Raw genomic sequence first — 22,721 nt, forward strand, 5'->3', positions numbered from 1 at the left:
CAATAAAATAGGCTTATATTAATATTAAAAAACTCTCTTCTTTTGACAGAGATTTAGAGTAATCTCTTTGGTGTTAATTTATAAATCCACTTGCAAGCACTAAATCTTTATCATAAAATACTGCCATTTGCCCGCTAGCAAGTCCATAAACAGGCTCTTGTAAGATGATTTTTGCACTCTTATCTTCATTAATCAAAACTTTACACGGGGTTGATCTTGATCTATAGCGTATTTTTACTTCGCAATCTAATTCTTTAGCATCGATAAATAAATTAATATTATCAAGCTTAAATTCACTTATCCTAAGCTCTTCTTTTTTACCTACTATGATTTCATTTTTTTTAGGATCAATTTTTAATACAAAATGTGGCTCATGAGCCCCACGCACCTCAAAACCTCTTCTTTTACCTATGGTATAATGCATATAACCTTCGTGTTTTCCTACTTCTTTACCGCTACTATCTCTTACAATACCTGGAATTTTAGTATCCATAAACTGATCTAAAACTTGCACATAAGTATCTTCCACAAAACAAATCTCAGAACTTTCCTTTTGTGTTGCAAAAGATTTTAAAACATCGATTGTAGAAGCAAATTTTTTCACATCTTCTTTTTTCATCTCTCCAAGAGGGAAAATCAAATATCCCAAAGCCTCTTTATCTGCATTTGCTAAAAAATAGCTTTGATCCTTACTCTCATCAACCGCAGTTTTAATCAAACCATTTTCTATCCTTGCATAATGACCTGTGGCTAATTTTTCACAACCCAAACTCTTAGCAAATTCCAAAAGCTTGCCAAGCTTGATAAAGCGATTACACAAAGCACAAGGATTTGGCGTTTTGCCTTCTTTGTAGGTATTAACAAAAGGCATATAAACTTGATTTTTAAAGTCTTCTTGTAAGTCTAAAATATGATATTTAATGTCTAAAAATTTAGCAACTTTTTCAACTTTTTGTATATTTTCTTCATGATAATTAGCTTTTCCATGAAGCTTCATATAACAACCTATGATCTCATGTCCTGCTTGTTTTAATTTATAAGCAGTTACAGTACTATCCACACCCCCACTCATCGCAACAAGAATTTTCATCTTTTTCCTTTATCATTCTTATAATTTCATCTAAATCATCACTTATACTATACTTTAACTCATCATTTTTAGATATAGTTCCAAGTCCTAGTAAAGAAGTTTTGATAAATTCATCAAGAGGTTGCCAAAATTTTTGCCCAACTAAAATAATAGGAACATCTTTTTTAAAACTAAGTTGTTTAAGAGTAAGAATTTCAAAAAATTCATCTAATGTTCCAAAGCCGCCTGGGAAAATCACAAAAGCTAGACTCTTTTGAATAAGAGCCATTTTGCGAATGGCTAAGCTCTTAAAAGTGATATTATACTCTAAAAAGTCATTTGCTTTTTGCTCAAATGGTAAATGTATATTAAATCCAAAAGATTTTAAGTGTGAAGTTTGACTTTGCATAGCTCCATAATTAGCAGCTTGCATAATACCACCGCCACCGCCACTGATGATACTATAACCAAAATCTGCTAACTTTTGAGCTAATTTTGAAGCCAAAATACAATACTCATTATCTTCTTTTAAACGCGCAGAACCAAAAAAGGTTATGCCTTTTTGAATTTTTTCTAATTCTTTAAGATAAGCAATATCTTCAATGATATATTCTTTCATCTTAGTTGTTCTAATCTTTCTTTTTTAGAGCCTATCTCAGTAATTTGCACTCCAAAGTTTCCATCTACGATAACCACTTCCCCATAAGCAATTTTTTTATCCCCTATTAAAATTTCTAAAGGATCATTTGCTAATTGATCAAGCTCGATAACCGAACCTATATCCATAGTTAAAACATCTTTTAAAAGCATTTTTTTACTACCTATACGCACTCTTATAGGCAAACGCACATCCATGATCAAACCGATATTTCTTAGCTCTTCTACATTAGCCAAGGCCTTATGATCTTGCGTATGATCTTCATTTGTTGCTACGATTTCTTCTAAGTCAGTTTTGGTTAAAATCTTATAAATTTTCTCATCAAAAACTAAAGAAATTTTTTCTTCTAAATCAGCTATTTTTACATTGTATAAATATAGCTTATGAAAACCACCAAGTTCTAAGCTATCTGCAACAAATTCACAATTTTCTAGACTAAACTCCATTTTTGGAATTTCTTTTTGTGCACCTAAAGTTGTAGAAAATGCTGAGATGATATTTTGTATAGCTTCTTTGGCTGCATCCATTTCATCTTCATTTAGCTCACTGTTTTTGGAGATTTCTTCTTCTCCCATCATCCACTCACCAATTGCACTCATTAAAACCGCACTGGCTAGGATTTTGATTTTCATTTCATTATTAACGCTAAAAGTAGCGCTAACTAATGGTGGAGTCATAGAATCTTGAGAATTTACATCATATTCATAATACTCGCTGAATTCAGCACTTTTTCCTGTTAAACCTTCTATTGTACTTACACATTCATTGACGAATATGCCTAAAAAATCATTGATCATCGTCTTCCTCTTCTAGTTCTTCATTATCATCATACGAATTTGCTTTTGCTCTTCTTTCATCTTCATATTTTTCAAGCATTTCTTTAATCTCATCTTTATCAGTTTTGATAAGTTCTAAGATTTTAATTGACTTTCTAAATCTATGAAGTCCCACTTGAGCTAAAAATACTTCTTTTTTATCAATAGCTACTATAGCTTTATCATCTGCACTTCTATCAAGCTTTAAAATATCCCCTTGTTTTAAATCTAAAAATTCATTTACATTGATAAAAGTTTTACCAAGCATAGCTTCATAAATTACCTCAGCACGACCGATCAAGGTTTTAAGCTCTTTATTTCTTGATTTTTTAGCCGAAGTTTCACCCATCATAATATCACGATTTGCCAAACGGCTCAAAATACTTTCCAAATGCACAACAGGATAGCAAATATTTACCATACCACTTGAATTTCCGATGATAATCTCCATTACCACCATGATAACAATCTCATTTTGTGAAACAATTTGCACAACATTTGGGCTTGATTCTTTTGCTTCTACGCTTGGATAAATTTCTGTAACATTCATCCAGCTTTCTTTAAGCCTTTGCATAATAATACGCAAAATAGAATCAAGCAAATTAAGCTCGATTTCTGTAAGCTCTCTTAAGGTGTCAAAACTCTCCCCTTGACCACCTAAAAGTCTATCTATCATAGGGAAAGCGATACTTGGATTAATCTCTAAAACACAGTTTCCATCTAAAGGTTTAATCGAAAAAACATTAAAACTTGTTGGCGAAGGTAAAGACATCAAAAACTCACCATAAGTCATTTGATCCACTGAATGTAGTTTAATCTCAACTATACTTCTCATCATAGATGAAATTTGTGAAGCAAGATTTCTTGCTAATTTATCATGAATCCCTTTGATAGAACGAAGCTGTTCTTTAGAAACCCTATTTGGACGCTTAAAATCATATACTACTATATCTCTTTTATCTTCTATTTCTTCTAGTTTTGATGTAGCTGTACTCTCATCGCTATCATCATCAACAACTTCTAAAAGAGCATCAATTTCTTCTTGGGAAAGTATCTCAGCCATTAAACTAGCCTTTCTCTAATCTTCTTAAGCAAACGCTTATGAATTTGTGAAATTCTTGACTCGCTAATCTCTAAAATCTCTGCGATTTCTTTTAAATTTAATTCTTCATAATAATAAAGCTGTATTACAAGCTTTTCTCTTTCTTTGAATTCTTCCAAAACTGCGTTGATTTTTTCTATTAATTCTTCTTTTTCTATTTGCTCTATGATATTGCTATCATTAAAGCAATTTAGCTGTTCATCCAAAGGCATAACAAGCGATATAGCATGAGCTGCTCTTGCTTCTTTTACCTTTTCTACTTCTAAATTAAGTCTTTGTGCTAAATACTCATCATCAGGTTCTTTTTCATTTTCTTGATAAAACTCATCTATGATAGCATCAATATCTTTGATGATTTTTCTATTGCTTCTACTCATTACATCAAGGCTTCTTAGATAATCAAGCATAGCCCCATTAACTCTTTTTCTTGCAAAACCCCAAAAATTATCATTTTGTTCTTTATCATAACGGCGTGAGAGTTTGATCATCTCTTCTACGCCAATACTAATTAAATCATTTACATCAATACTAGCAGGCAAACGCTCTTTAAGCCTAAAAGCCATAGCTCTTAATGCTGGCATATAAGAGATGACTAAGTCATCTTGTTCTTTTTTTAGCGTAGAAGCATAGGCATTATGCGGCTGCATGTTTTACTTTTCTTTTTGAAGAGCTTTCAAGCTTTTTAAGGTCTTCGCGCTCTTCTTGAAGTTTTTCAAGCAAGTAATCCATTTTCTTTTCTCTTGCGGCTAATTCTGCTATAAAACTATTATTTTCATTTTCATATTTTTCTTTATTAAAGCTTCTACCGCTAATTTTATTAACATCTACAAAGATCATAATTACTATATGGATTAACACATAAAATACAAAAGTAATCAAACAAGTATATACAACTATCTCTACTGCATCTTCTATATTAACTATGGTAAACATTAATCCTATAAAAAAACCACAAACAGTAAAAAAAGCAACAAAATTCTCTGGTCTCATCTTTTTCCCTCAATCTAAAAACGATCCAAAAGCTTTTTGAAAAAACTCATAATGCTTTTATCTCCCACATTATTAAGCACTTTTTGTTCCAACCTATATAAAAGCTTAGAAGCTATGGTTTTTAGCTCATCACTTGCACTAGTGTCATCATCACTAAATAAAGTTCTTTTTTTAATACTAGAACTAATATCTTTACTTTGACCTAAAAATCCTAAAAATTCTAAATTTAAATTATGCTTAATGTTAATATCTGCTACTTTTTTAATGTTATCAAAAATTCTCAAAGCCTCATTTTCATTTTTAACAACATTAAACACCATTAATAAATTCTCTTTAGTTTTTGAAGTGGTTTTTATAGTAGCATAAGCATCAGTAATCGCAGCAGGATCAGGCACAGTGATGACAATAACCTCATCAGACATTTCTAAGAAATTTCCTATATTACCACCTATACCTGCTCCTGTATCAATGATTAAAAAGTCTAAATCATCTAAAATACTTGTTTGATTTAAAAATCTCTCATAAATGTTTTTATCATTATATTTTAAAATTTCATCGCCGCTTTCACCTGGGATAAGCCACAAATTTGGCTTTACTTCTATTAAAATATCTTCTAGCGAGCATTCACCCTTTAAAACATGTAAAAGGTTTTTTTCTACACGCACATTTAAAATCACATCTAAATTTGCAAGTCCTATATCTGCATCAAAAAGCCCTACTTTATAACCATTTTTAGCTAGGATGTTGCCCAAATTTGCACTAAAAGTACTTTTTCCAACCCCACCTTTACCGCTAGTAACTGCGATAAAATGAGTATGTTTTACATTTGAGTTTTCATTTTTTACTAGATCTTTTAATTTTTCTGCTTGATTACTCATTTTCATCCCTTCTAAAACCTTCTAACACACAACGCACTAAAAAGTCACTATTAGCTACTTCTATATCATCAGGCACTTCTTGACCTATGGAAAAAAAGCTCATCGGAGTGCTAGTTTCATAAAGCAAAGAAAACACATTTCCAAATACTTTTGTTTCATCAAATTTTGTAATGATTAAAGTGTCTATATTTAAAAATGAAAAATTATTATAAGTTTCTAATAAATCTTCATATTTTGTATTTGCTGAAAGCACTAAATTCACATCAATTTGTGCATTAGAATGCGATAAAAATTCTTTTGTTTTTTCAAGTTTTGCTTTATCATACTGTGAATTTCCAGTTGTATCTACTAAAATAACCTCACAAGTATTTAAACTTCTAATCGCATCATCTAAGTCATTTGGCTCTATGCTATCAATAATAGGAAGTTTCATCATCTTAGCATATTGAAAAAGTTGCTCTACTGCGCCTATTCTATACGTATCAAGAGTTATAATACCGGTTTTATAGCGTCTATCTCCATAAGCATAGCGAAAAGCAAGTTTAGCTAAAGTAGTAGTTTTACCCACTCCTGTTGGGCCTACTAACATCATGATTTTTTGCTTTTTAATTTCACTTTCTAAACGACATGGAAGCATATTACGCAAAAGTGAGTAAAAATACCTTTGCACTGCTTCTTGATTTGCTTTCATAGTGCTTGGCATATTTTCAATAGTCGCTTTCATAATCGCTTCTAAATGCGCTTCTTGCATGCCACTTGCCTTAGCTTGCTTATAAATACTTGCAAACTCAGGTGGTATAGCTAATTCTTTGCGTAAATCTGCCTTATCATCCCACATCATATCCACAAGTAAATTCATTTTATCATTAAGCTTGTTCATTTGCTTTTCAAAGGCTTCAATTTTTTTATCATAATTTGGATTTGGCATAGAAAAATCTTGATAGTTTGAAACCTTGCTAATTTCTGAACTAACTTGAGAAAGTTTGTTTTTTAAATTTAAAAAATTATCATCTTTTTTGCTTGTATTTAAGTAAGGATTGATAGGTTTTTGCTTAGCTTTTGAAGAAAAATCAAGCACTACATCTTCTTCTTTTTTTTCATCTTCAAGTTTTGGAGCTTGAATTTTAGCCTCAGGAAAACTTGCTGTATTTGGTTTTTTCTTTGGTGGCATAGGTAAATTATTTTGTTTTAAATGCTCTTCATAATCAGCTTCTTCAATCGCTACTATAACCTCATACAAAGGCTTTTGATTGATGGTTTTTGGACGAATTTGCTTATTAGTCACTATCAAAGCTTTATCGCCATAATCTTGCTTAACCTTAGGTATAATCTCATCTGTGCTTTCAACTGTAAAAGTATGAATCAATTGTCCCATATTTTTCCTTATCTTAACAAGCCCAAAGGCAAAGTTACGCTAATTCTATCATTTACCCCCACATGAGGCACTGTGCAATACTCATCTTTACGCGCTTTTTTTGAAAAATACAACAAATCCAAATCAAGCGTTCTAGGAGCATTTTTAAAAGTTCTTTTTCTTTTGAATTTAAACTCATAAAAAAACAAAACTTTTAAAAGTGCTCTTGCATGTAAACTTGTACTTACAACCATCACTGCATTAGTAAAGTCTTTTTGCTCTTCAAAGCCAAAAGCTTTATTAATCAAAAATGGTGATGTTTGCAATATTTGCAAGCGTTTATCTTGCATTAAAAGCCTAAATAAACTCCGAAAGCGTTTTTTTTCATCTTCTATATTACTTCCAAGTCCTATAATGGCTATGTATTTTCCTTTTTTATCTGCATTTGAATAAAAAGGAAAAAAACGAATTTTTTCTAACCTTCTAGCTCCTTTAATCAGCAAATTATAACACCACTGCCTTTTCTTTATCAAGATAGACCATATCTTCTATCCTAATACCAAGTTTATCTTTGATATAAATTCCAGGTTCAATGGTAAATACCATACCTTCTTTTAACTCATAATCACTTCTTGGACTAATGTTTGGTAACTCATGTATATCAAGCCCCACTCCATGCCCTAAGCTGTGAATAAATTCTTTTTCAAAACCTGCGTTTTTAATCACTTCTCTTGCGATAAAATCAAGCTCCCTTGCCATCATACCAACGCGTGCTTTTTCAATAGCTTGAAGCTGGGCTTGCTTGACCACTTCATAAATTTGCATAATTTCTTTATCTTTAAAATTTGGCTTATTTTTATCAAATACTATGCCATTTTCATCAAAACAAGCCGTTCTTGTACGATCAGAACAATACCTTTGATAAACCACACCCGCATCAACTAATAACAAATCTCCGTATTCTAAACATTTATCACTAGGTAAAGCGTGTGCCTTAGCCGCATTTTCGTTAATAGCTACAATAGGTGAAAAAGAAAGTCCTAAAGCGCCTTTTTTTTGAAAAATTTCACATGCTTTAAAATGTAATTCTTTTTCACTTTTTCCATAACCTTCTTGGCTGATAAAATTAGCAAATTCTTCAAAACATTCTTTACCAAAATTTACAGCCTTTTGCAAAAGTTGTAATTCTTTAGCATTTTTTATAATGCGTTTGTTTTTACTTAAGTCTAATTTTTCTTCAAAAACGATATTTGCACTTTTACTAAGTTCTTTAAATTCAAAATAACTAAAGTCTTTTGGGTCAAAACTCATCCTATCAATTTCTGCTTTTTCTAAAAGCTCTCTAGCACTAGCAAAAAGATCTTGTGCTAAAACCACCTTAGCATTTTTTATCATTTCGCTAGCTTCAAAGCTATATCTTGCATCAGTGATAAAAAAAGCTTTATCTTCAAGTTTTAAAAACAAAGCATTATCGCAAGAATAGCCACACTCATAAAAAAGTGCATTTTCGTTTTTTAAGATAAAATTCATTGATTTGCTTGTTGTGCTTTTGCTTGAGCTGCTTTATATGCATTGATTTGATCAAAAATTTGGAAAAGTCCCATTAAAGCCATATGATAACCAAAAGGACCAAAACCTACCACACTACCTGCGCAAACTGGTGCTATCATGCTTTTTTGTCTGAATTCTTCTCTTCTATAAGTATTGCTAATATGCACTTCAATCACAGGCATATTAATCGCTGCGATCGCATCGCGGATTGCTATAGAAGTGTGTGCATAAGCAGCTGCATTAATAATCACTCCATCTACACTACCTAAGCACTCTTGAATTTTATCAACTAACTCACCTTCAAAATTGCTTTGAAAAAACTCAATCTCTACATTAGCTTGTTTTGCAGCTTGTTTCATTTGCTCATGGATATCTTCCATTTTCATATTGCCATAAACATGAGTTTCTCTCACACCAAGCATATTGATGTTTGGTCCTTGTATCACCATAACTTTCATAATCTAACCTTTATTTTAGTAAAATTTACTACATTATAGCATTTTAAAGCTAAATTTTAGCTACAATTTCCCTTTTTAAAGGAGGTAAAATGTTTATAATAGCACCTAAAATCATCTTAACTTGCGATGATGATTTTAATATTTTAGAAAACAAAGCAGTTCTTTTTGATGATAATATTTTAGAAATTGATAGTTTAGAAAATTTACAAAAATCCTACCCACAAGCTAAGCTTATATCAACTCCAAAAGATACCTTACTTTTACCTGCTTTTATCAATCCACACACACATTTAGAATTTAGTGCAAATAATGGAAATTTAGTCTTTGGAGACTTTTTAAAATGGCTTGAAAGTGTTTTTAATAATCGCGAGCAATTAAACGAAAAAGCCAAAGAAAAATTAATCTCGCAAAATATCCATAAAATGCTAAAAAGTGGCACTGCTACCATAGGTGAAATTTCAAGTTTTGGGAGCGATTTAACTCCTTGTGTCAATTCACAAGCTAGAGTGGTATTTTTCAATGAAATTTTAGGTTCAAATGAAAATTTTATCCAAGCTAAAAAAGAGGAATTTTTAACTCATTATGAAAAAAGCATGCATTTTAAAACTTCTAAATTTATCCCTGCTATTTCAGTACATGCACCCTACTCAACCCACCCAGAGCTTGCCAAATTTGCTATAAAACTTGCTAGAGAAAACGATCATTTGCTAAGCACACATTTTCTTGAAAGCAATCATGAAAACAACTGGCTAAGGTTTAAAAAAGGTGGTTTTAAAAAGAGCTTGGCTAAATTTAGCAAAAATCCTATGCCATTTTACACCCCACAAAGCTTTTTAGAACTTTTTAAAGGCCAAAGAACTTTATTTACACATTGTGTGTATTTTAAAGAATGGGATTTGCTAGATAAAAATTTACACTCAATAACACATTGTGCTTTTTCAAACAGACTTTTGAGTAAAAATACTTTTAAATTAAAATCTGCTTTAAAAAATGGTGTTAATATCCATCTAGGAACTGATGGTTTGAGTTCAAATACTTCTTTAAGTATACTTGATGAAATGAGAGCAAATTTACTTATACATGATGATTTTGAGTTAGAAAATTTTGCTAAAATATTACTTTCAATGGCAACAAACAAAGCTGCAAAAGCCTTAAATTTAAACCTAGGCCAAATTCAAAAAGGCAAAATAGCTGATTTTAGTCTTTTTTCTTTACCAAATAGCATAAATTTAAAACAACTTCCTTTGCAATTTATCTTACAAAGCAAAGAAGTGTTAAAACTTTTTATAGAAGGAAAGGAAATAATATAAATATCTAAAAATGAGAATTTCCAATCAAAATTAAAATATTTCTGTTATACTTTAAAAACCACAAGAATCTTTAATAAAAATTTTAAGAAAGTCATATGAAAAAATATTTACTAATATTCGTTTTTATAACTCAAATTTTAGCTTTAAATGATTTTGAACTTATCAATGCTCATAAGGCACATGATCTTAACATCACAGGAAATAAAATAAATGTAGGTATTATAGATTCTGCTTTCAATGCAAATCATCCTAGTTTACAAGGGCAAATCATAGACCAACAATATTCCAAACTAAATAACAATAGACCTTATATCCCAGATCTAACAGTAGATACTCATGGATCGCATGTTGCAGGAATTATACTTGGGAATTTTAAAAATAACAAAGAACCATATGGAGTTGCCTATAATGCTAAAATGTATGGGCTACAAGTTTTTGGTCATAACAATGGAAGTCAAAAAATAATCCCTTATAATATTTATGATTATTTTAAAGATAAAGAAATAAAAATAATTAATAATAGCTGGAATACGCAATTGTATCCAATAATAGGAATGAGTCAACTCGGATGGTATGTATCAGATCTTAAAAATCAAAATTCTAATTATTTTTTAAATTTAGCAAATAACAATAAACCGCTTGATGGGATTATGAAGCTAGCAAAAGAAAAAAACATTCTAATACTATTTGCATCTGGAAATGAAGGTATAATATCTCCTGGCTTTAACGCTACTCTTCCTTATTATGATGAAAGCTTAAGATCGTGGCTTAGTATAGGCGCTGTTGATTCTTCTAAAATTACAAAAGATGAAAACGGAAAACTTATATTATCTTCTAAAGCTATAGCGCCATATAGCAATGGATTAAGGGGGGTTGAAAATTTTTCTTTAGTAGCGCCTGGAAGTTTTGTTAATTCAGTTAATTCTGCTTATAATATACAACCTATTTTTGGAAGACCTGATAAAAATTTATATGTTAAAATGAGTGGTACTTCTATGGCAACTCCTATGGTAAGTGGAGCCGCTGCTTTGGTTTCGGAAAAATTCCCTTTTTTAAACGGAAAACAAATAGCTGATGTTTTATTAAGTACTGCAAATAAAGACTATAAAGCTCCAAAACTAACAGTAAAAGAAACTCAACTTCTTAATACTTCTAATGGAAAAAAGCAATCTTATTATACCATTATTTATATAGATACACCTATTCCTGATGGTAAAAATAAAATAAAACAAGATTTAATAGATGCTGGATATTGGGGTTTTGAAGCAGATAAGATACTAAACAATCTAATTGACAAATACCCACTTATGCAAAATGCTAATGAAGACTATAAAGGGATACAAACTCTCAAAAAAGAACAAATCCTAGGACAAGGCATTCTAGATATAGAAAAAGCCATAAATGGTATAGGAATTTTAGATGCAAATAGATTAAATTTGCAAGATATTGCCGATACTTACGGCGAAAAAGAGGTATACTATACTATAAATACTCAAGGATATAACGCGACTTTTAGCAATGATATATCTCAAAAAAAATGGGATGATAGTTTACATAGGCTCGATGCTTTAAATTCTCCAAAAGATGAAATACAAAATTTAAATATTGGATTTATCAAAGATGGCCAAGGGAGATTAATTTTAAGTGGAGAAAATACTTATCTTGGTAAAACTATAGTAAAAGAGGGCGAGCTTTCCCTGATAAAAACACAAAATAATAAAGGAATTATAAGTGGAGAGGTTAAAGTTTTAACTAATGGTAAATTTAGCGGAAATGGTTTAATAAAAAATAATTTATACAATCAAGGAATTGTGAGGCCTGGAAATCAAGACTTAAGCGATTTAATTGTAGAAGGTCTATATAACCAAAAACACAATGCTATTTTGCAGCTTGATTTTGGAAATAATGGTAATTCTAAACTTATAGCAAATTCTTATCAAATAGAAGGTGGCAAATTACAATACATACCATTACCTATGTTTTACACTAGTGGCAATATAATTACTATAAATTTAGCTGGGTTAAAAAATAATATAAATGACTTTGAAAAAGTTGAAATATCAGGAAACAATAGTATTGATTTTGTTGCTGTATTGGATGAAGATAAAGTTAGTATTAATAAGCCCGCGCCTGAACCAAAACCTGAACCAAAACCTGAACCAAAACCTGAACCAAAACCTGAACCAAAACCTGAACCAAAACCTGAACCAAAACCTGAACCAAAACCTGAACATGATAACTCTCAAATAATAGTCAAGCCTATTATAAAAAACAATGCATATACTACTCAAAATAGCACCATAGGACAAGCATTAAGAAGCATTAGAATGATGGATAACTTAAATGAAAACTATAAAAATTATTTTATTTTACTAGATAATGCAGATAAAAAAATCGTTCAAAGTAGTCTAAAAAGCTTGGAATCAAATGATTATTTATCCAATTCAATCCAATTATTAAACACCTACAGTAATTTCGGACAAAATAACATGCTCTCAACTCTTAATCCAACTTTCATAAATACACCTATGGAGGATGTTAGATTAGCTAGTAATACTTATCCGACAAATTTATTATATCAAAGTGATGTAACTAATTTTAATTTTTATGATAATCAAACATATATCTTCCAAATGGGACCTAGTTTTAAAAAAATATATGGTAATGATTTTCATGGAAGCTCCTATGGACTCAATCTTAGCGTAGGAAAAGAAAATAATTCTTCAATGTTCGCAACGCATTTAAATACTTCATATTCTAATGTTGATTTTTCAACATCTAATATCAAAACAAAAAACGCAAATTTATCAAGCAATTATATTTTGAATTTAGAAAATTTTAAAATTTTAAGCGGTATTGGCATAGGATTATACTCAAGCAACATGCAAAGATATATACTAAATTCAGATACTTTAAAAGGAACATATAATGGATTGATAACTTCTACCCAATTAGGTGTAGCAAAAGAATTTAGTTATAATAAAAATTTAAATTTAACTCCTTTGGTATATTTTAATTACAATTATTTTCAACAAAATGCATTTAGTGAAAGCAGTGGAATTTTTTCAAAATCTTACGATAGCATAAAACACAACAGCACATCTTTAGTTTTAGGGATTACTTCTTCTTATGTATTACCAAATTTAGATGAAAATAAAAATACTATAATAGGTTCTATATTGTATGAAAAAAGATTAACAGGAAAAAAGATAAGCAATAATGCAAATTTTATTGATTTTAAAAATCAAAAATTTAAACAATACTATGATTTAGATACTAACTTACTCAACATTAACCTTGGACTAAATTTCAAACCAAATAAAACATTCTTTTTTGATATAAAATTATTAAATGAAATTTATAAAAATCAGTATAATGTTAATTTGGTGTCAAATTTTGGATTTAATTTTTGATTAAACAACTTAAAAAGGAAAAGAATGCAGATTATAAAATCATTTTTTAAAGGAATTGGAAAAATCATTTCTTATATCAACACTTATTTTAAAACCTTTGTGTTTTTATTTATCGTGTTTTTAATCCTTGCTCCAAGCGGGGATAATGCCAAACTTTCTAATGCGAACTTAGCACAAATTAATCTTAAAGGTGAAATTAGCGATGCGAGTAATCTTTTAGAACAAATTTACAAAGTCAAAGATGATAAAGCTATAAAAGGGGTTTTGCTTTTTATAGATAGCCCTGGCGGAGCTTTTGCACCAAGTATGGAAATATCCTTAGCTATACAAGATCTTAAAGCTAAAAAGCCTGTGGTAGTCTATGCAGGTGGAACTATAGCAAGTGGAAGCTACTTAAGTGCAGTAGGAGCTGATATGATCATCGCTAATCCTGCTAGCTTTGTAGGATCTATTGGGGTAATCATGCAAGGCTTTGAAGTAAGTGAGCTTGCACAAAAACTTGGTATAAATGAGCAAACTATCAAAGCAGGAAGTTATAAAGAAGCAGGAACTTTTATGCGTAAATGGAGTGAAGATGAAAAAGACTTTTTACAAAATTTAGCCAATCAAAGCTATGAGCTTTTCACGCAATTTGTAGCTAAAAATCGCAAGCTAGACTTAAATCAAACGAACTCATGGGCTGATGCAAAAGTGTTTTTAGCAAACGAGGCTTTAAAATTAAAACTCATTGATAAAATAGGCAATTACGAGCAAGCCAAAAAAGAAGTAGAAAAACTAGCCAAAGTGCAAAACCCTATCTGGCAAAAAGAAGATGCTATAGATAAGTTTTTAAAACGATTAGAAGAACAAAGTGCTAGCTTTTTTGCTAACACTTTGACACAATTTTTCACACAAGTAAGCTCACAAAAAATCTACTAAGATTTAATAATCTCATAAAATCCATAAGTATCATTTTCTAAAAAGCCTTTGTATAAAGGCTTTAGTTTTAAATCTAACTTAACATTTTCAAGAGTATTTAAATTTGAGCTTGAAAAAATTAAAAGCATATCTAACTCATCTTTAAAAGCTTTTAAAAAATTCTCCCCACCCTCATACATGATGAGCTTTGCTTCACTAGGAATGCTTGTAAAAATTTCTCTTTCAGCTACGCTAAATAAAGGAATGTTTGGATCAAAACTTTCTAAATTTTGATGGCTTAGTATGCATAAATTTGGCGCTTTAGCTTGAACTAGTCTTGCATCTAAAATAGGCCTATCATGCCTTATAGTTTCTCCGCCTACTACTAGCAAATCAAGCTTTGAGCGCAATGTATGAGCATAGGTTCTACTTGCTTTAGAACTTACGATTTTACCATAAGCAGAGCCATTTAAAGAAAGAGCTAGTTTAAAAAATTTAAAGCTTGATTTTTGCCATTTTAAAAAAGGCTTTAAAAGCTCTTTGGCTCTTTGCTCGCAAATTCCCATGTGAACTTTTATGCCTTGATCTTTTAAAAACTCTGCTCCACCGCTTGCGAGCTTATGCTCATCCTTAGTAGCGATAAAAACTTCGCTAAAACCAAGCGTGCTAAAAAGCTTTGCACAAGGTGGAGTTTTACCCTGGTGATTGCAAGGTTCTAAACTCACATAAGCACTAGCGCCTTTTAATAACCCCTGATGATTTTGACAAATAAACTCATGCAAATCATTTGCATTTTGGGGTAAATCTAAATTTGGATTAAGCTCTTTTAAGGCTTTACTCACTGCTTCAAGCTCTGCATGAGCCTTGCCCGCTTCTTTGTGTGCTTCTATGCTTAAAATTTTGCCATTTTTATCTAGGATCACACAGCCTACGGCTGGATTAGGGTAGGTTAAAAGCTGATATTTCCAAGCTTCATCTATGGCTAAATTCATATAAAATTCGTGATTCATACTACTTCCTAAAAAGGTAAAGGTGCAAAAAATACCTTAAGCTTTACATGTTCATCGCAAGCTTTTAAAAAACCTTGCGCTAAAAACTTAATATCTTTGGTTTTTAATTTCCCTCTTAAGTCAAAAGTTCTCTCACATAGAGGATAAATGAGATAAATTTCCTTTATCTCGTATTTGTTTGCATAGGCAAACATTTGATATAAATCACTTTGCGATATACCATGTTTTTTCTCATCTTCACTATCATCTGGAATTTTCCATTTGGTATCTAAAATCATTTTATTTTCTATATATAAATCAGGCTTTAACATAAAACACTTTTCATCATTTTTTGAGATTAGATACTTTCCACTACTTTGAGTTTTGATATTTTTATTTGGATTAGCAAGTTTAAACATATAAGCTACATAGTTTTCAAAAAGTTTTTCCATAGGAAAAAGCAAAGCAAAGGCTTCGTTTTTGCCTTTATATAGAGTAAAAGTTTTATTTTGTAAAAATATCTTACACCAAGAAAGTATATTTTCATAATAATCAAAATGTCTTGAAATTTTAAAACTAAAATCTTTTTCATAATTTTTAGAAAATTCTACCTCATCAAGCATTTGCATAGCTTTGATGATTTTAAATTTATTCAAGCTTGTTTTGGTTTTTAAAAAATTTAACGTTGATTTTATCAAACGATTTGGCGCTATGTCTAAAACAAATTCATCGCTACTTGTAAAAAATCTTTCTTTGTGTATTAAATTTGATTTTATATGCTCATTAAACAGCAACTTTCCTTTCAAAAAAGCTCTATTTTCTTCACAATTTACATAAGATCTTAAAAGACCTTTTTTATACACACTATCAAATTCATCTAAAAACATCGTGATAAACACTTCAAACAAAGGCATTTTAGCAATTTGCAAAGATGAAATTTGAGATTTTTTAAACGGAGAATTTTTTAAAGTTTTTAGCATATTAATTAAAAGAGTTTTAGGATTAAAATTTATTTCTTTTAAGCTATACCATTTTTTTATTTTAATGTTTTTCACAATTTTATATTCTTGAAAATAGCTAAAATTAGTATATAATTTATTACCATTGCTTATTGTATAGGCATAATTTAACTTGCTCTTTGAAACTTTCAAAGATTTATCTTTTTTTTCTTTATAGCTATCCAAATTTGTGCATTTTGGCAAAATTTCTAAAACACCGCTTTTAGTCTGTATAATGCCGACATAATTTTTAGCTTTTAAGGCGTTTTTATTTTTAAAGCCTAGAAGACTTTCATTGTTTTTTGCGAAGTCTTCTAGCTCTTTATAAAATCTTTCAGCTTTTTCTTTGAAGTTTTCTTTTAAATCTTCTTTAGAAAAAGCTTGGTATTCAATGATAGAAAAGGTGTTGATTGTTTTCATTGTTCATATATTTTTATAAAAGTATTTTCAACCCAATCTTCACTGTCACTAAATTTATAAACAACCTTATCACTTTCTATAAAATCTTTCATATTTTTCAAATAATCATTATTTATATCTTGTTTTTCTAACATATCATTTTTATTTAAAACCGCGTCAATCAATGCATAATCATTGTAAAAATACTCTTGCAATAGCGGGATAATTTTATTTTGAAAAACATTTTTTAATTTCTCTAAACTATCAATGCCTATAAAAAATGCATGGCCTATAGTCTTTTCTCTATCTAGTAAGTATTCTATACGCGTATTAATCGCTTCTAGTAATTTTTGTAAATTTACACCTTCGCAATTATCAGACAAAACATTAGGCTTAGGCATCATCTCGATAAATTCAAAGCGTCTTCGCAAAGCTGCATCAAGTGAAGTTATACTTCTATCAGCTGTATTCATAGTGCCGATGATATAAACATTTTTAGGTACTCCAAATTCATCTTTACTATAAGGCAAAGTTACTTTTAACTCTTCATTAGCACCTATTCTTTTGCCAGGCTCTATCAAAGTGATAAGTTCACCAAAAATCTTACTTACATTACCACGATTAATCTCATCTATGATTATTATATAAGGTTTTAATTCTGGCTTTTCACTAGAATTATTATCTACTTTATAATCTTGTTCTCGTTCTTTAAACAATTTAACTAGCTGAAAATAATAACTATCTATTTGTCTTCTATGTTTATTATTTAAAATTTGCTTAATGCTTCTTCCATTTATAATCTTATCTTTATTTTCCAAAAGCGTTTTAAAAATTTCTAAATTTAAATACAAATTTGCATTAGTATCATCTGTGATAATTCTATATTTTTCATTATATTCTTCTAATTTAAATCCACCACTTTGAGTTTTTTCTATAAATTTTTGTTGATCTACTAATTCATCTAAAAAAATTTCTATTTTGTTTTCTAAATCTTCACTCTTTACAAATTCTTCTTGTGTTAATAAAGATACTTTGTAATTATCCAAAGCTTTTTTACAAAGTTCTTTAAAAATTCCGTCTTTTATTTCATATTCTACTTCCTTAGAATTTTCTTTGCTATCTATACGAGGCTTTATACCTTCTACAAATTCTTCATATCCATAACTTTGATGAAAAGTTGTAAAGACTATTTGCCCATTTTTTACATACTCATCAAATTTAGCCTTTTTTTCTTGTCTATCTTCTACACTTTCACCTAAAATTTCTAAAGCCTTATCTATAGTATGATAAGTTTTTCCTGTCCCTGGAGGTCCATAAAGAATTTGATTTAAAGGTGGATTTTGATTTTCATTTGGTTTTTCATTTTCAAAATATTGTTCTTTGTAAATTCTTTCATTTTCACTTTGCTTAATTACACTAAGATTTGAGCTGCTTAATATATCTTCAAATAATGGTTTAGCATAACTTGACTCATCTTCATTTTTACCTAAAACACTATATTCCAAAAATCTATTCGAAGAGTATTTTCTAATATTATTAATACTAGCAATAATTTCTATCTTTTGATTTTTTATTTCTACTTTAAATTCTTTCTCACCACCTCTTGTTTTCAAATACTTAACCATATCTTTTGAAACATAATTTTTATAGGCATTAACATATTTTACAAATTCCAAATAATGAGATTTAATACAAGCATGTGGGTAGCCTTTTCCGCTCTTAATATCATATTCTCGCAATAGCCCATTTTTCAATTCAAATAACAAATTTATTAAAACTTCCATAGAATTTATTTGAAATATATCAAAATCATCTCTATTGACAATATTTAATCTTTTGCATTCTTTAACTATATCTTTTGTGGCTTTGATATATTGATTAACAATCTTTAATCTTTTTTCCAAAAATATTCTAAAAATTTTTTCATTTGAGTTTTCTATTTGTGCTTGTATTTTATTTTCATTTGAAAAGCGAAATTCAACAATATTCATATTATTTTCCCTTTAATCCACAATTGCAAAAAATTTACAATTTTTATAATATCTATGAAAATATTCTCCATCTTTGTGCATATTTTTTAAATAGGTAAAAATAGAAATTTTCCATTTATAACCTCGACTTTTTGTATGAAATTCATCTATTAACTTATCATCTTGATAAACATACACACTCATGCCACCATTTTTTACAACTGCTTCTTTAAATTCATCTTCATCTTTTGGAAAATGATAATACACATTGCCATTTTTGTCTGCTTTACTGATTTTATAATCATATTTATTTTCAAGCATTATACGCCTTTTTTATTCTTATGTTTAAATTCAATTATACAAAAGATGAGTAAAAATTTAGAATTTTAAATTTTTACCATTGTATGAAGGTTTTAGCTTTTCTTATGTCGCTAAAATTTATAGTAGTTTTTTCTTGAGTTTCTAAATTTTCTAAAGTGATATTTTCTTCATTTACGGCTATGATTTTTGCTTCGATTTTTTCTTTTTCACTAGTTGAGATTTTTACAAGTTCGTTAATGCTTTTTGCAAAATGCTCGATTTTGCTAAGTTTTCTCTCAAGCCCACAGCTTGATACTTCTAAAAAATACTCCCCGCCCACAGGTGGTTCTACATCAAAAATAGGCGATAAAATCTCACTAAGTCTAGCACAATCATCAAGATTTACCCCACCTTCTTTTTGTACATAAATTCTATAAATCTTTCTACCATTTTCACTTACTAGCTCATCATCATAAAAACTAAGCCCTGCTTCTTTACAAAGTGCTTCAAGATTCATTTTGTTCCTTTTTGATTTTTTCAAATAAAGCATCCATATGGTTTTGATACTCTAATCTATCATCAAATTTAAAGTGAAAATTTGGACATCTATACCACCCTTGCTCACTCATGCAGTAATTTTGCAAAGCACGGGCAGCTTTTTTGAGTTGATTGAGTATGATTTCTTGCTCTTGGGTGTTAAAAAACATTTTATCTAAATACACAAAAGCATCATATCTGCCTTTTTTACACTCTACATCCACTACGCACAAATTTTTTAAAGCTTCGTTGTCTAAATTTGCTAAAGCTTCTGGTATAAGCTCTTTTAAAATGCTTTCTGTGCGTAGCTTTTTGATTTCAGCTGGGTTCATAGGCTTACTTGTTCCTCAACTTCTTTGTAACTTTCTATATAATCGCCCACTCTCATATCATTACAACCTTCTATGCCTACACCGCATTCATAGCCTTTTGCAACTTCTCTTACATCATCTTTAAAGCGTTTGAGTGAGCTTACATTACCTTCAAATACCACAACCCCATCTCTAATGAGCCTGATTTTCGCACCACGATTGATCGTGCCTTCTGTCACCATACAACCTGCGATTTGGCCTAGTTTTGGTACATTGATCACTTGGCGAATTTCAGCTTGACCAAGTTGTTCTTCAGAGATGATAGGACTCATCATACCACCTAGTAAGGCTTTTACATCATCAAGCAAATTATAAATAACATTATAAGTTTTTATCTCTACGCCTTTATCTTTAGCACGTTCTTTGATCTCACCAGTTGGGCGTATATTAAAGCCTAAAACGATAGAGTTTTCACTAGCACTTGCAAGCTCTATATCACTTTGAGTAATCCCACCTACCCCACTATGGATGATATTAACCTTAATCTCATCGTTTTTAAGTTTTTCTAAACTCGCCTTAATCGCTTCAAGTGAACCTTGTACATCTGCTTTTAAGATCACAGGAAGGGCTTTTAAATTACCTTCTTTAATTTTTGCACCAAGCTCATCTATGCTTACTTTAGTGGATTTGCTTAGTTCTTTTTGGCGGTTGTATTCATGGCGTTTATTAGCGTATTCTCTTGCTTGTTTATCGCTATCTACAGCTATTAGAGTTTCTCCTGCATCAGCTACTTCACTAAGACCTATGATCACCCCACACTCACCTGGGCCTATTTCTTTTAAAGCTTTGCCCTGATCATCACTCATAGCACGCACTTTACCATAAGCTTCCCCTGCTACGACAGTATCTCCTACTCTTAAAGTACCATTTTGCACGATGATAGTAGCCACAGGACCTCTACCTTTTTGCACTGAAGATTCTATAATACTTGCTTTAGCATGGGCTTTTGGATTTGCTTTAAGCTCTAAAATATCAGCTTGTAATAATACAATTTCAAGTAAATCCTCTATACCATCACCCTTTTTAGCTGAAACTGGCACAAACTCATGACTTCCACCCCATTCTACTGGCATGATATCCATTTCTGCTAGCTGGGTTTTTACCATGTCAGGATTTGCGTTTTCTTTATCCATTTTATTAATAGCGATGATGATAGGTACATTAGCTGCTTTTGCATGATTAATCGCTTCTTTAGTTTGTGGTTTTACCCCATCATCTGCAGCTACTACGATAATAACAATATCCGTTATACTAGCTCCCCTTGCACGCATAGCAGTAAATGCCTCATGGCCTGGAGTATCAATAAAAGTGATTTTTCTACCATTTTTTTCCACCATGTAAGCACCAACATGCTGAGTGATCCCTCCTGCTTCGCCACTTGCAATACGTGATTTTCTTATATAATCAAGCAAAGAAGTTTTACCATGATCCACATGCCCCATGATAGTGATAACTGGAGCTCTTTGGCTTAAATTTTCTTCTGTTTGATTTTCATCATAATCTTTTACATAATCAAACTCATCAGCTTCATCGATAATATTAATCTCCACGCCAAATTCAGCTGCAAGAATTTCTATAGCATCCTCATCCAAAAAGTCATTTTTAGTCGTCATCATACCAAGCATGAAAAGTTTAGAGATAACTTCTCCGGTATTTTTACCAAGTTTTTCAGCAAATTCATACACACGAATTTCTTTAGGTATACTTACACTTGTGATCGCTTCGCTTTCTTTTTTTTCTACCTTTTTAGGTGGCTTTTTACGACTTCTTCTTTGTATACCACCCTCGCCAAATGGATTGATAGAATTATTTAAAGATTGCTTTAAGATATTTGGTTGTTTTTTATTTGCTGGTTGTGCTGGTTTATTTTCTTTTACGCTAAAATCAGGTAAAACTACCATATCATCATCTTCTAAAGAAATATCAGCAAAGTCTTTATCTCCTAAAAGATCCATTTTAGTAGTGCTTTCTTTTTTGCTTGCTACAGGATGATTTTTCTTTTCTTTTTTCTTTCTTTTTAAATTCTCATCTGAATTTGAAAAAATCATACTAAGGCTTAAACCTTGAGTAGTTTGTGTACTAGCTTTTTCTTCTTTATTTATTTGAGTTTCTTTGCCTTCTTCTTTTTTCTTTTTAACGATGACCAAGCCTCTTCTTTTGGCTAAATTTAAATTAGAACCTAGCTTTTCATCGAGTTTAATTTCTTCTTTTTTTTCTTCCAATACTTCATTTTTTATAGGATTTTCAGGTTGTTTTTCTTCTTTTTTGATTTCTTCTTTTTTTTCACTTACTACTTTAGCAGGGCTTTTACTTTCTTTTTTGGTAGTAGTTTTTTTCTCTTCTTTTTTACTTTCTTCTTTTTTAGTAGTTTTTTTTACCGTACTTTCTTTTTTAGGTTTGGCTACTTTTTTTACCACATCTAGTATTTCACCTGATTGAACGTATTGATAAATCGCTTCTGCGATTTCAGAAGATACTTTTTTATTAGGGGATTTGATATCTTCTAAGCCCATTTCATTAGCTTTTTCTATAATTTCTTTACTTGTATATCCTAACTCTTGAGCGATCTCACTAATCTTTACATCTGCCATTAAAAAATATCTCCTTTAAATCCTGCTGATTTATATTACCATGAAAATTGCCTTTGCAAGCTCTCATAAAA

The 22,721-nt window shown here is 30.4% G+C and carries 21 protein-coding genes; 3 read left to right on the top strand and 18 right to left on the bottom strand.

Going from position 1 to position 22,721, the window contains the following annotated elements:
• Positions 1–73 precede the first annotated feature (73 nt).
• Genes mnmA through aroQ form a run of 11 tightly spaced genes read right to left on the bottom strand, consistent with a single transcriptional unit; the run spans position 74 to position 8,875 of the window.
• Positions 74–1,090 carry a tRNA 2-thiouridine(34) synthase MnmA gene (gene mnmA, locus ACOTVC_RS00970; RefSeq protein ID WP_421627446.1) on the bottom strand — a complete coding sequence of 339 codons (1,017 nt, stop codon included), beginning with the start codon at positions 1,088–1,090 and terminating at the stop codon, positions 74–76.
• Positions 1,053–1,688: a TIGR00730 family Rossman fold protein gene (locus ACOTVC_RS00975; RefSeq protein ID WP_039627868.1), complete on the bottom strand. Its 636-nt coding sequence runs from the start codon at positions 1,686–1,688 to the stop codon at positions 1,053–1,055. The genes mnmA and ACOTVC_RS00975 overlap by 38 nt, the downstream gene beginning before the upstream one ends.
• Positions 1,685–2,524, bottom strand: a complete 840-nt coding sequence (gene fliY / locus ACOTVC_RS00980) for a flagellar motor switch protein FliY (protein WP_039617433.1) — start codon at positions 2,522–2,524, stop codon at positions 1,685–1,687. Before fliY ends, ACOTVC_RS00975 begins: the two co-directional genes overlap by 4 nt.
• Positions 2,514–3,605: a flagellar motor switch protein FliM gene (gene fliM, locus ACOTVC_RS00985; RefSeq protein ID WP_039617431.1), complete on the bottom strand. Its 1,092-nt coding sequence runs from the start codon at positions 3,603–3,605 to the stop codon at positions 2,514–2,516. The genes fliY and fliM overlap by 11 nt, the downstream gene beginning before the upstream one ends.
• Positions 3,605–4,291 carry an RNA polymerase sigma factor FliA gene (locus tag ACOTVC_RS00990; protein ID WP_039627867.1) on the bottom strand — a complete coding sequence of 229 codons (687 nt, stop codon included), beginning with the start codon at positions 4,289–4,291 and terminating at the stop codon, positions 3,605–3,607. Before ACOTVC_RS00990 ends, fliM begins: the two co-directional genes overlap by 1 nt.
• Positions 4,278–4,634 (bottom strand): hypothetical protein, encoded by a 357-nt coding sequence (locus tag ACOTVC_RS00995; RefSeq protein WP_039617428.1) that lies wholly within the window; start codon positions 4,632–4,634, stop codon positions 4,278–4,280. Before ACOTVC_RS00995 ends, ACOTVC_RS00990 begins: the two co-directional genes overlap by 14 nt.
• Positions 4,635–4,648: 14 nt before the next feature.
• Entirely contained in the window at positions 4,649–5,512 is an 864-nt protein-coding gene (gene flhG / locus ACOTVC_RS01000; RefSeq protein WP_421627449.1) for a flagella biosynthesis ATPase FlhG, read from the bottom strand.
• A complete protein-coding gene (gene flhF, locus ACOTVC_RS01005; RefSeq protein WP_039667960.1) occupies positions 5,505–6,887 on the bottom strand; it encodes a flagellar biosynthesis protein FlhF in 1,383 nt (460 codons plus the stop codon). The genes flhG and flhF overlap by 8 nt, the downstream gene beginning before the upstream one ends.
• Before the next feature lie 8 nt (positions 6,888–6,895).
• A complete protein-coding gene (folK, locus tag ACOTVC_RS01010) occupies positions 6,896–7,369 on the bottom strand; it encodes a 2-amino-4-hydroxy-6-hydroxymethyldihydropteridine diphosphokinase (protein ID WP_039640714.1) in 474 nt (157 codons plus the stop codon).
• Position 7,370: 1 nt separating this feature from the next.
• Positions 7,371–8,396: a M24 family metallopeptidase gene (locus ACOTVC_RS01015; RefSeq protein WP_214115897.1), complete on the bottom strand. Its 1,026-nt coding sequence runs from the start codon at positions 8,394–8,396 to the stop codon at positions 7,371–7,373.
• Entirely contained in the window at positions 8,393–8,875 is a 483-nt protein-coding gene (gene aroQ / locus ACOTVC_RS01020; protein WP_087690793.1) for a type II 3-dehydroquinate dehydratase, read from the bottom strand. The genes ACOTVC_RS01015 and aroQ overlap by 4 nt, the downstream gene beginning before the upstream one ends.
• Positions 8,876–8,964: 89 nt before the next feature.
• Between aroQ and mqnF the strand changes: the two genes are divergently transcribed.
• The 3 genes from mqnF (at position 8,965) to sppA (ending at position 14,516) form a co-directional block, all read left to right on the top strand.
• Complete coding sequence (gene mqnF / locus ACOTVC_RS01025) at positions 8,965–10,185, top strand: aminofutalosine deaminase family hydrolase (protein ID WP_214115899.1); 1,221 nt, start codon at positions 8,965–8,967, stop codon at positions 10,183–10,185.
• A gap of 95 nt (positions 10,186–10,280) precedes the next feature.
• The gene (locus ACOTVC_RS01030; RefSeq protein WP_421627451.1) at positions 10,281–13,598 is read left to right on the top strand and encodes a S8 family serine peptidase; all 3,318 of its coding nucleotides are present in this window, start codon (positions 10,281–10,283) and stop codon (positions 13,596–13,598) included.
• 24 nt (positions 13,599–13,622) lie between these two features.
• Complete coding sequence (gene sppA / locus ACOTVC_RS01035) at positions 13,623–14,516, top strand: signal peptide peptidase SppA (RefSeq protein ID WP_214115902.1); 894 nt, start codon at positions 13,623–13,625, stop codon at positions 14,514–14,516.
• Here the strand turns inward: sppA and ribD are convergent.
• The 7 genes from ribD to infB form a co-directional block, all read right to left on the bottom strand.
• The gene (gene ribD, locus ACOTVC_RS01040) at positions 14,513–15,505 is read right to left on the bottom strand and encodes a bifunctional diaminohydroxyphosphoribosylaminopyrimidine deaminase/5-amino-6-(5-phosphoribosylamino)uracil reductase RibD (RefSeq protein ID WP_421627453.1); all 993 of its coding nucleotides are present in this window, start codon (positions 15,503–15,505) and stop codon (positions 14,513–14,515) included. The two genes, sppA and ribD, sit on opposite strands and share 4 nt — an antisense overlap.
• An 8-nt stretch (positions 15,506–15,513) precedes the next feature.
• Positions 15,514–16,893, bottom strand: coding sequence for an McrC family protein (locus ACOTVC_RS01045; RefSeq protein ID WP_421627487.1), 1,380 nt, complete (start codon positions 16,891–16,893; stop codon positions 15,514–15,516).
• Positions 16,894–16,898: 5 nt separating this feature from the next.
• Positions 16,899–18,872, bottom strand: coding sequence for an McrB family protein (locus ACOTVC_RS01050; protein WP_421627454.1), 1,974 nt, complete (start codon positions 18,870–18,872; stop codon positions 16,899–16,901).
• 12 nt (positions 18,873–18,884) lie between these two features.
• Positions 18,885–19,172, bottom strand: coding sequence for a hypothetical protein (locus tag ACOTVC_RS01055; RefSeq protein ID WP_421627456.1), 288 nt, complete (start codon positions 19,170–19,172; stop codon positions 18,885–18,887).
• A gap of 73 nt (positions 19,173–19,245) precedes the next feature.
• The gene (gene rimP, locus ACOTVC_RS01060) at positions 19,246–19,668 is read right to left on the bottom strand and encodes a ribosome maturation factor RimP (protein WP_421627457.1); all 423 of its coding nucleotides are present in this window, start codon (positions 19,666–19,668) and stop codon (positions 19,246–19,248) included.
• Positions 19,658–20,020: a 30S ribosome-binding factor RbfA gene (gene rbfA / locus ACOTVC_RS01065; protein ID WP_039617407.1), complete on the bottom strand. Its 363-nt coding sequence runs from the start codon at positions 20,018–20,020 to the stop codon at positions 19,658–19,660. Before rbfA ends, rimP begins: the two co-directional genes overlap by 11 nt.
• Complete coding sequence (infB, locus tag ACOTVC_RS01070; RefSeq protein WP_214116130.1) at positions 20,017–22,650, bottom strand: translation initiation factor IF-2; 2,634 nt, start codon at positions 22,648–22,650, stop codon at positions 20,017–20,019. The genes rbfA and infB overlap by 4 nt, the downstream gene beginning before the upstream one ends.
• Positions 22,651–22,721: the final 71 nt, after the last annotated feature.

Origin of the sequence: Campylobacter sp. GB48 (assembly GCF_049221845.1) — a bacterium.
GTDB classification, from domain to species: Bacteria; Campylobacterota; Campylobacteria; order Campylobacterales; family Campylobacteraceae; genus Campylobacter_D; species Campylobacter_D lari_C.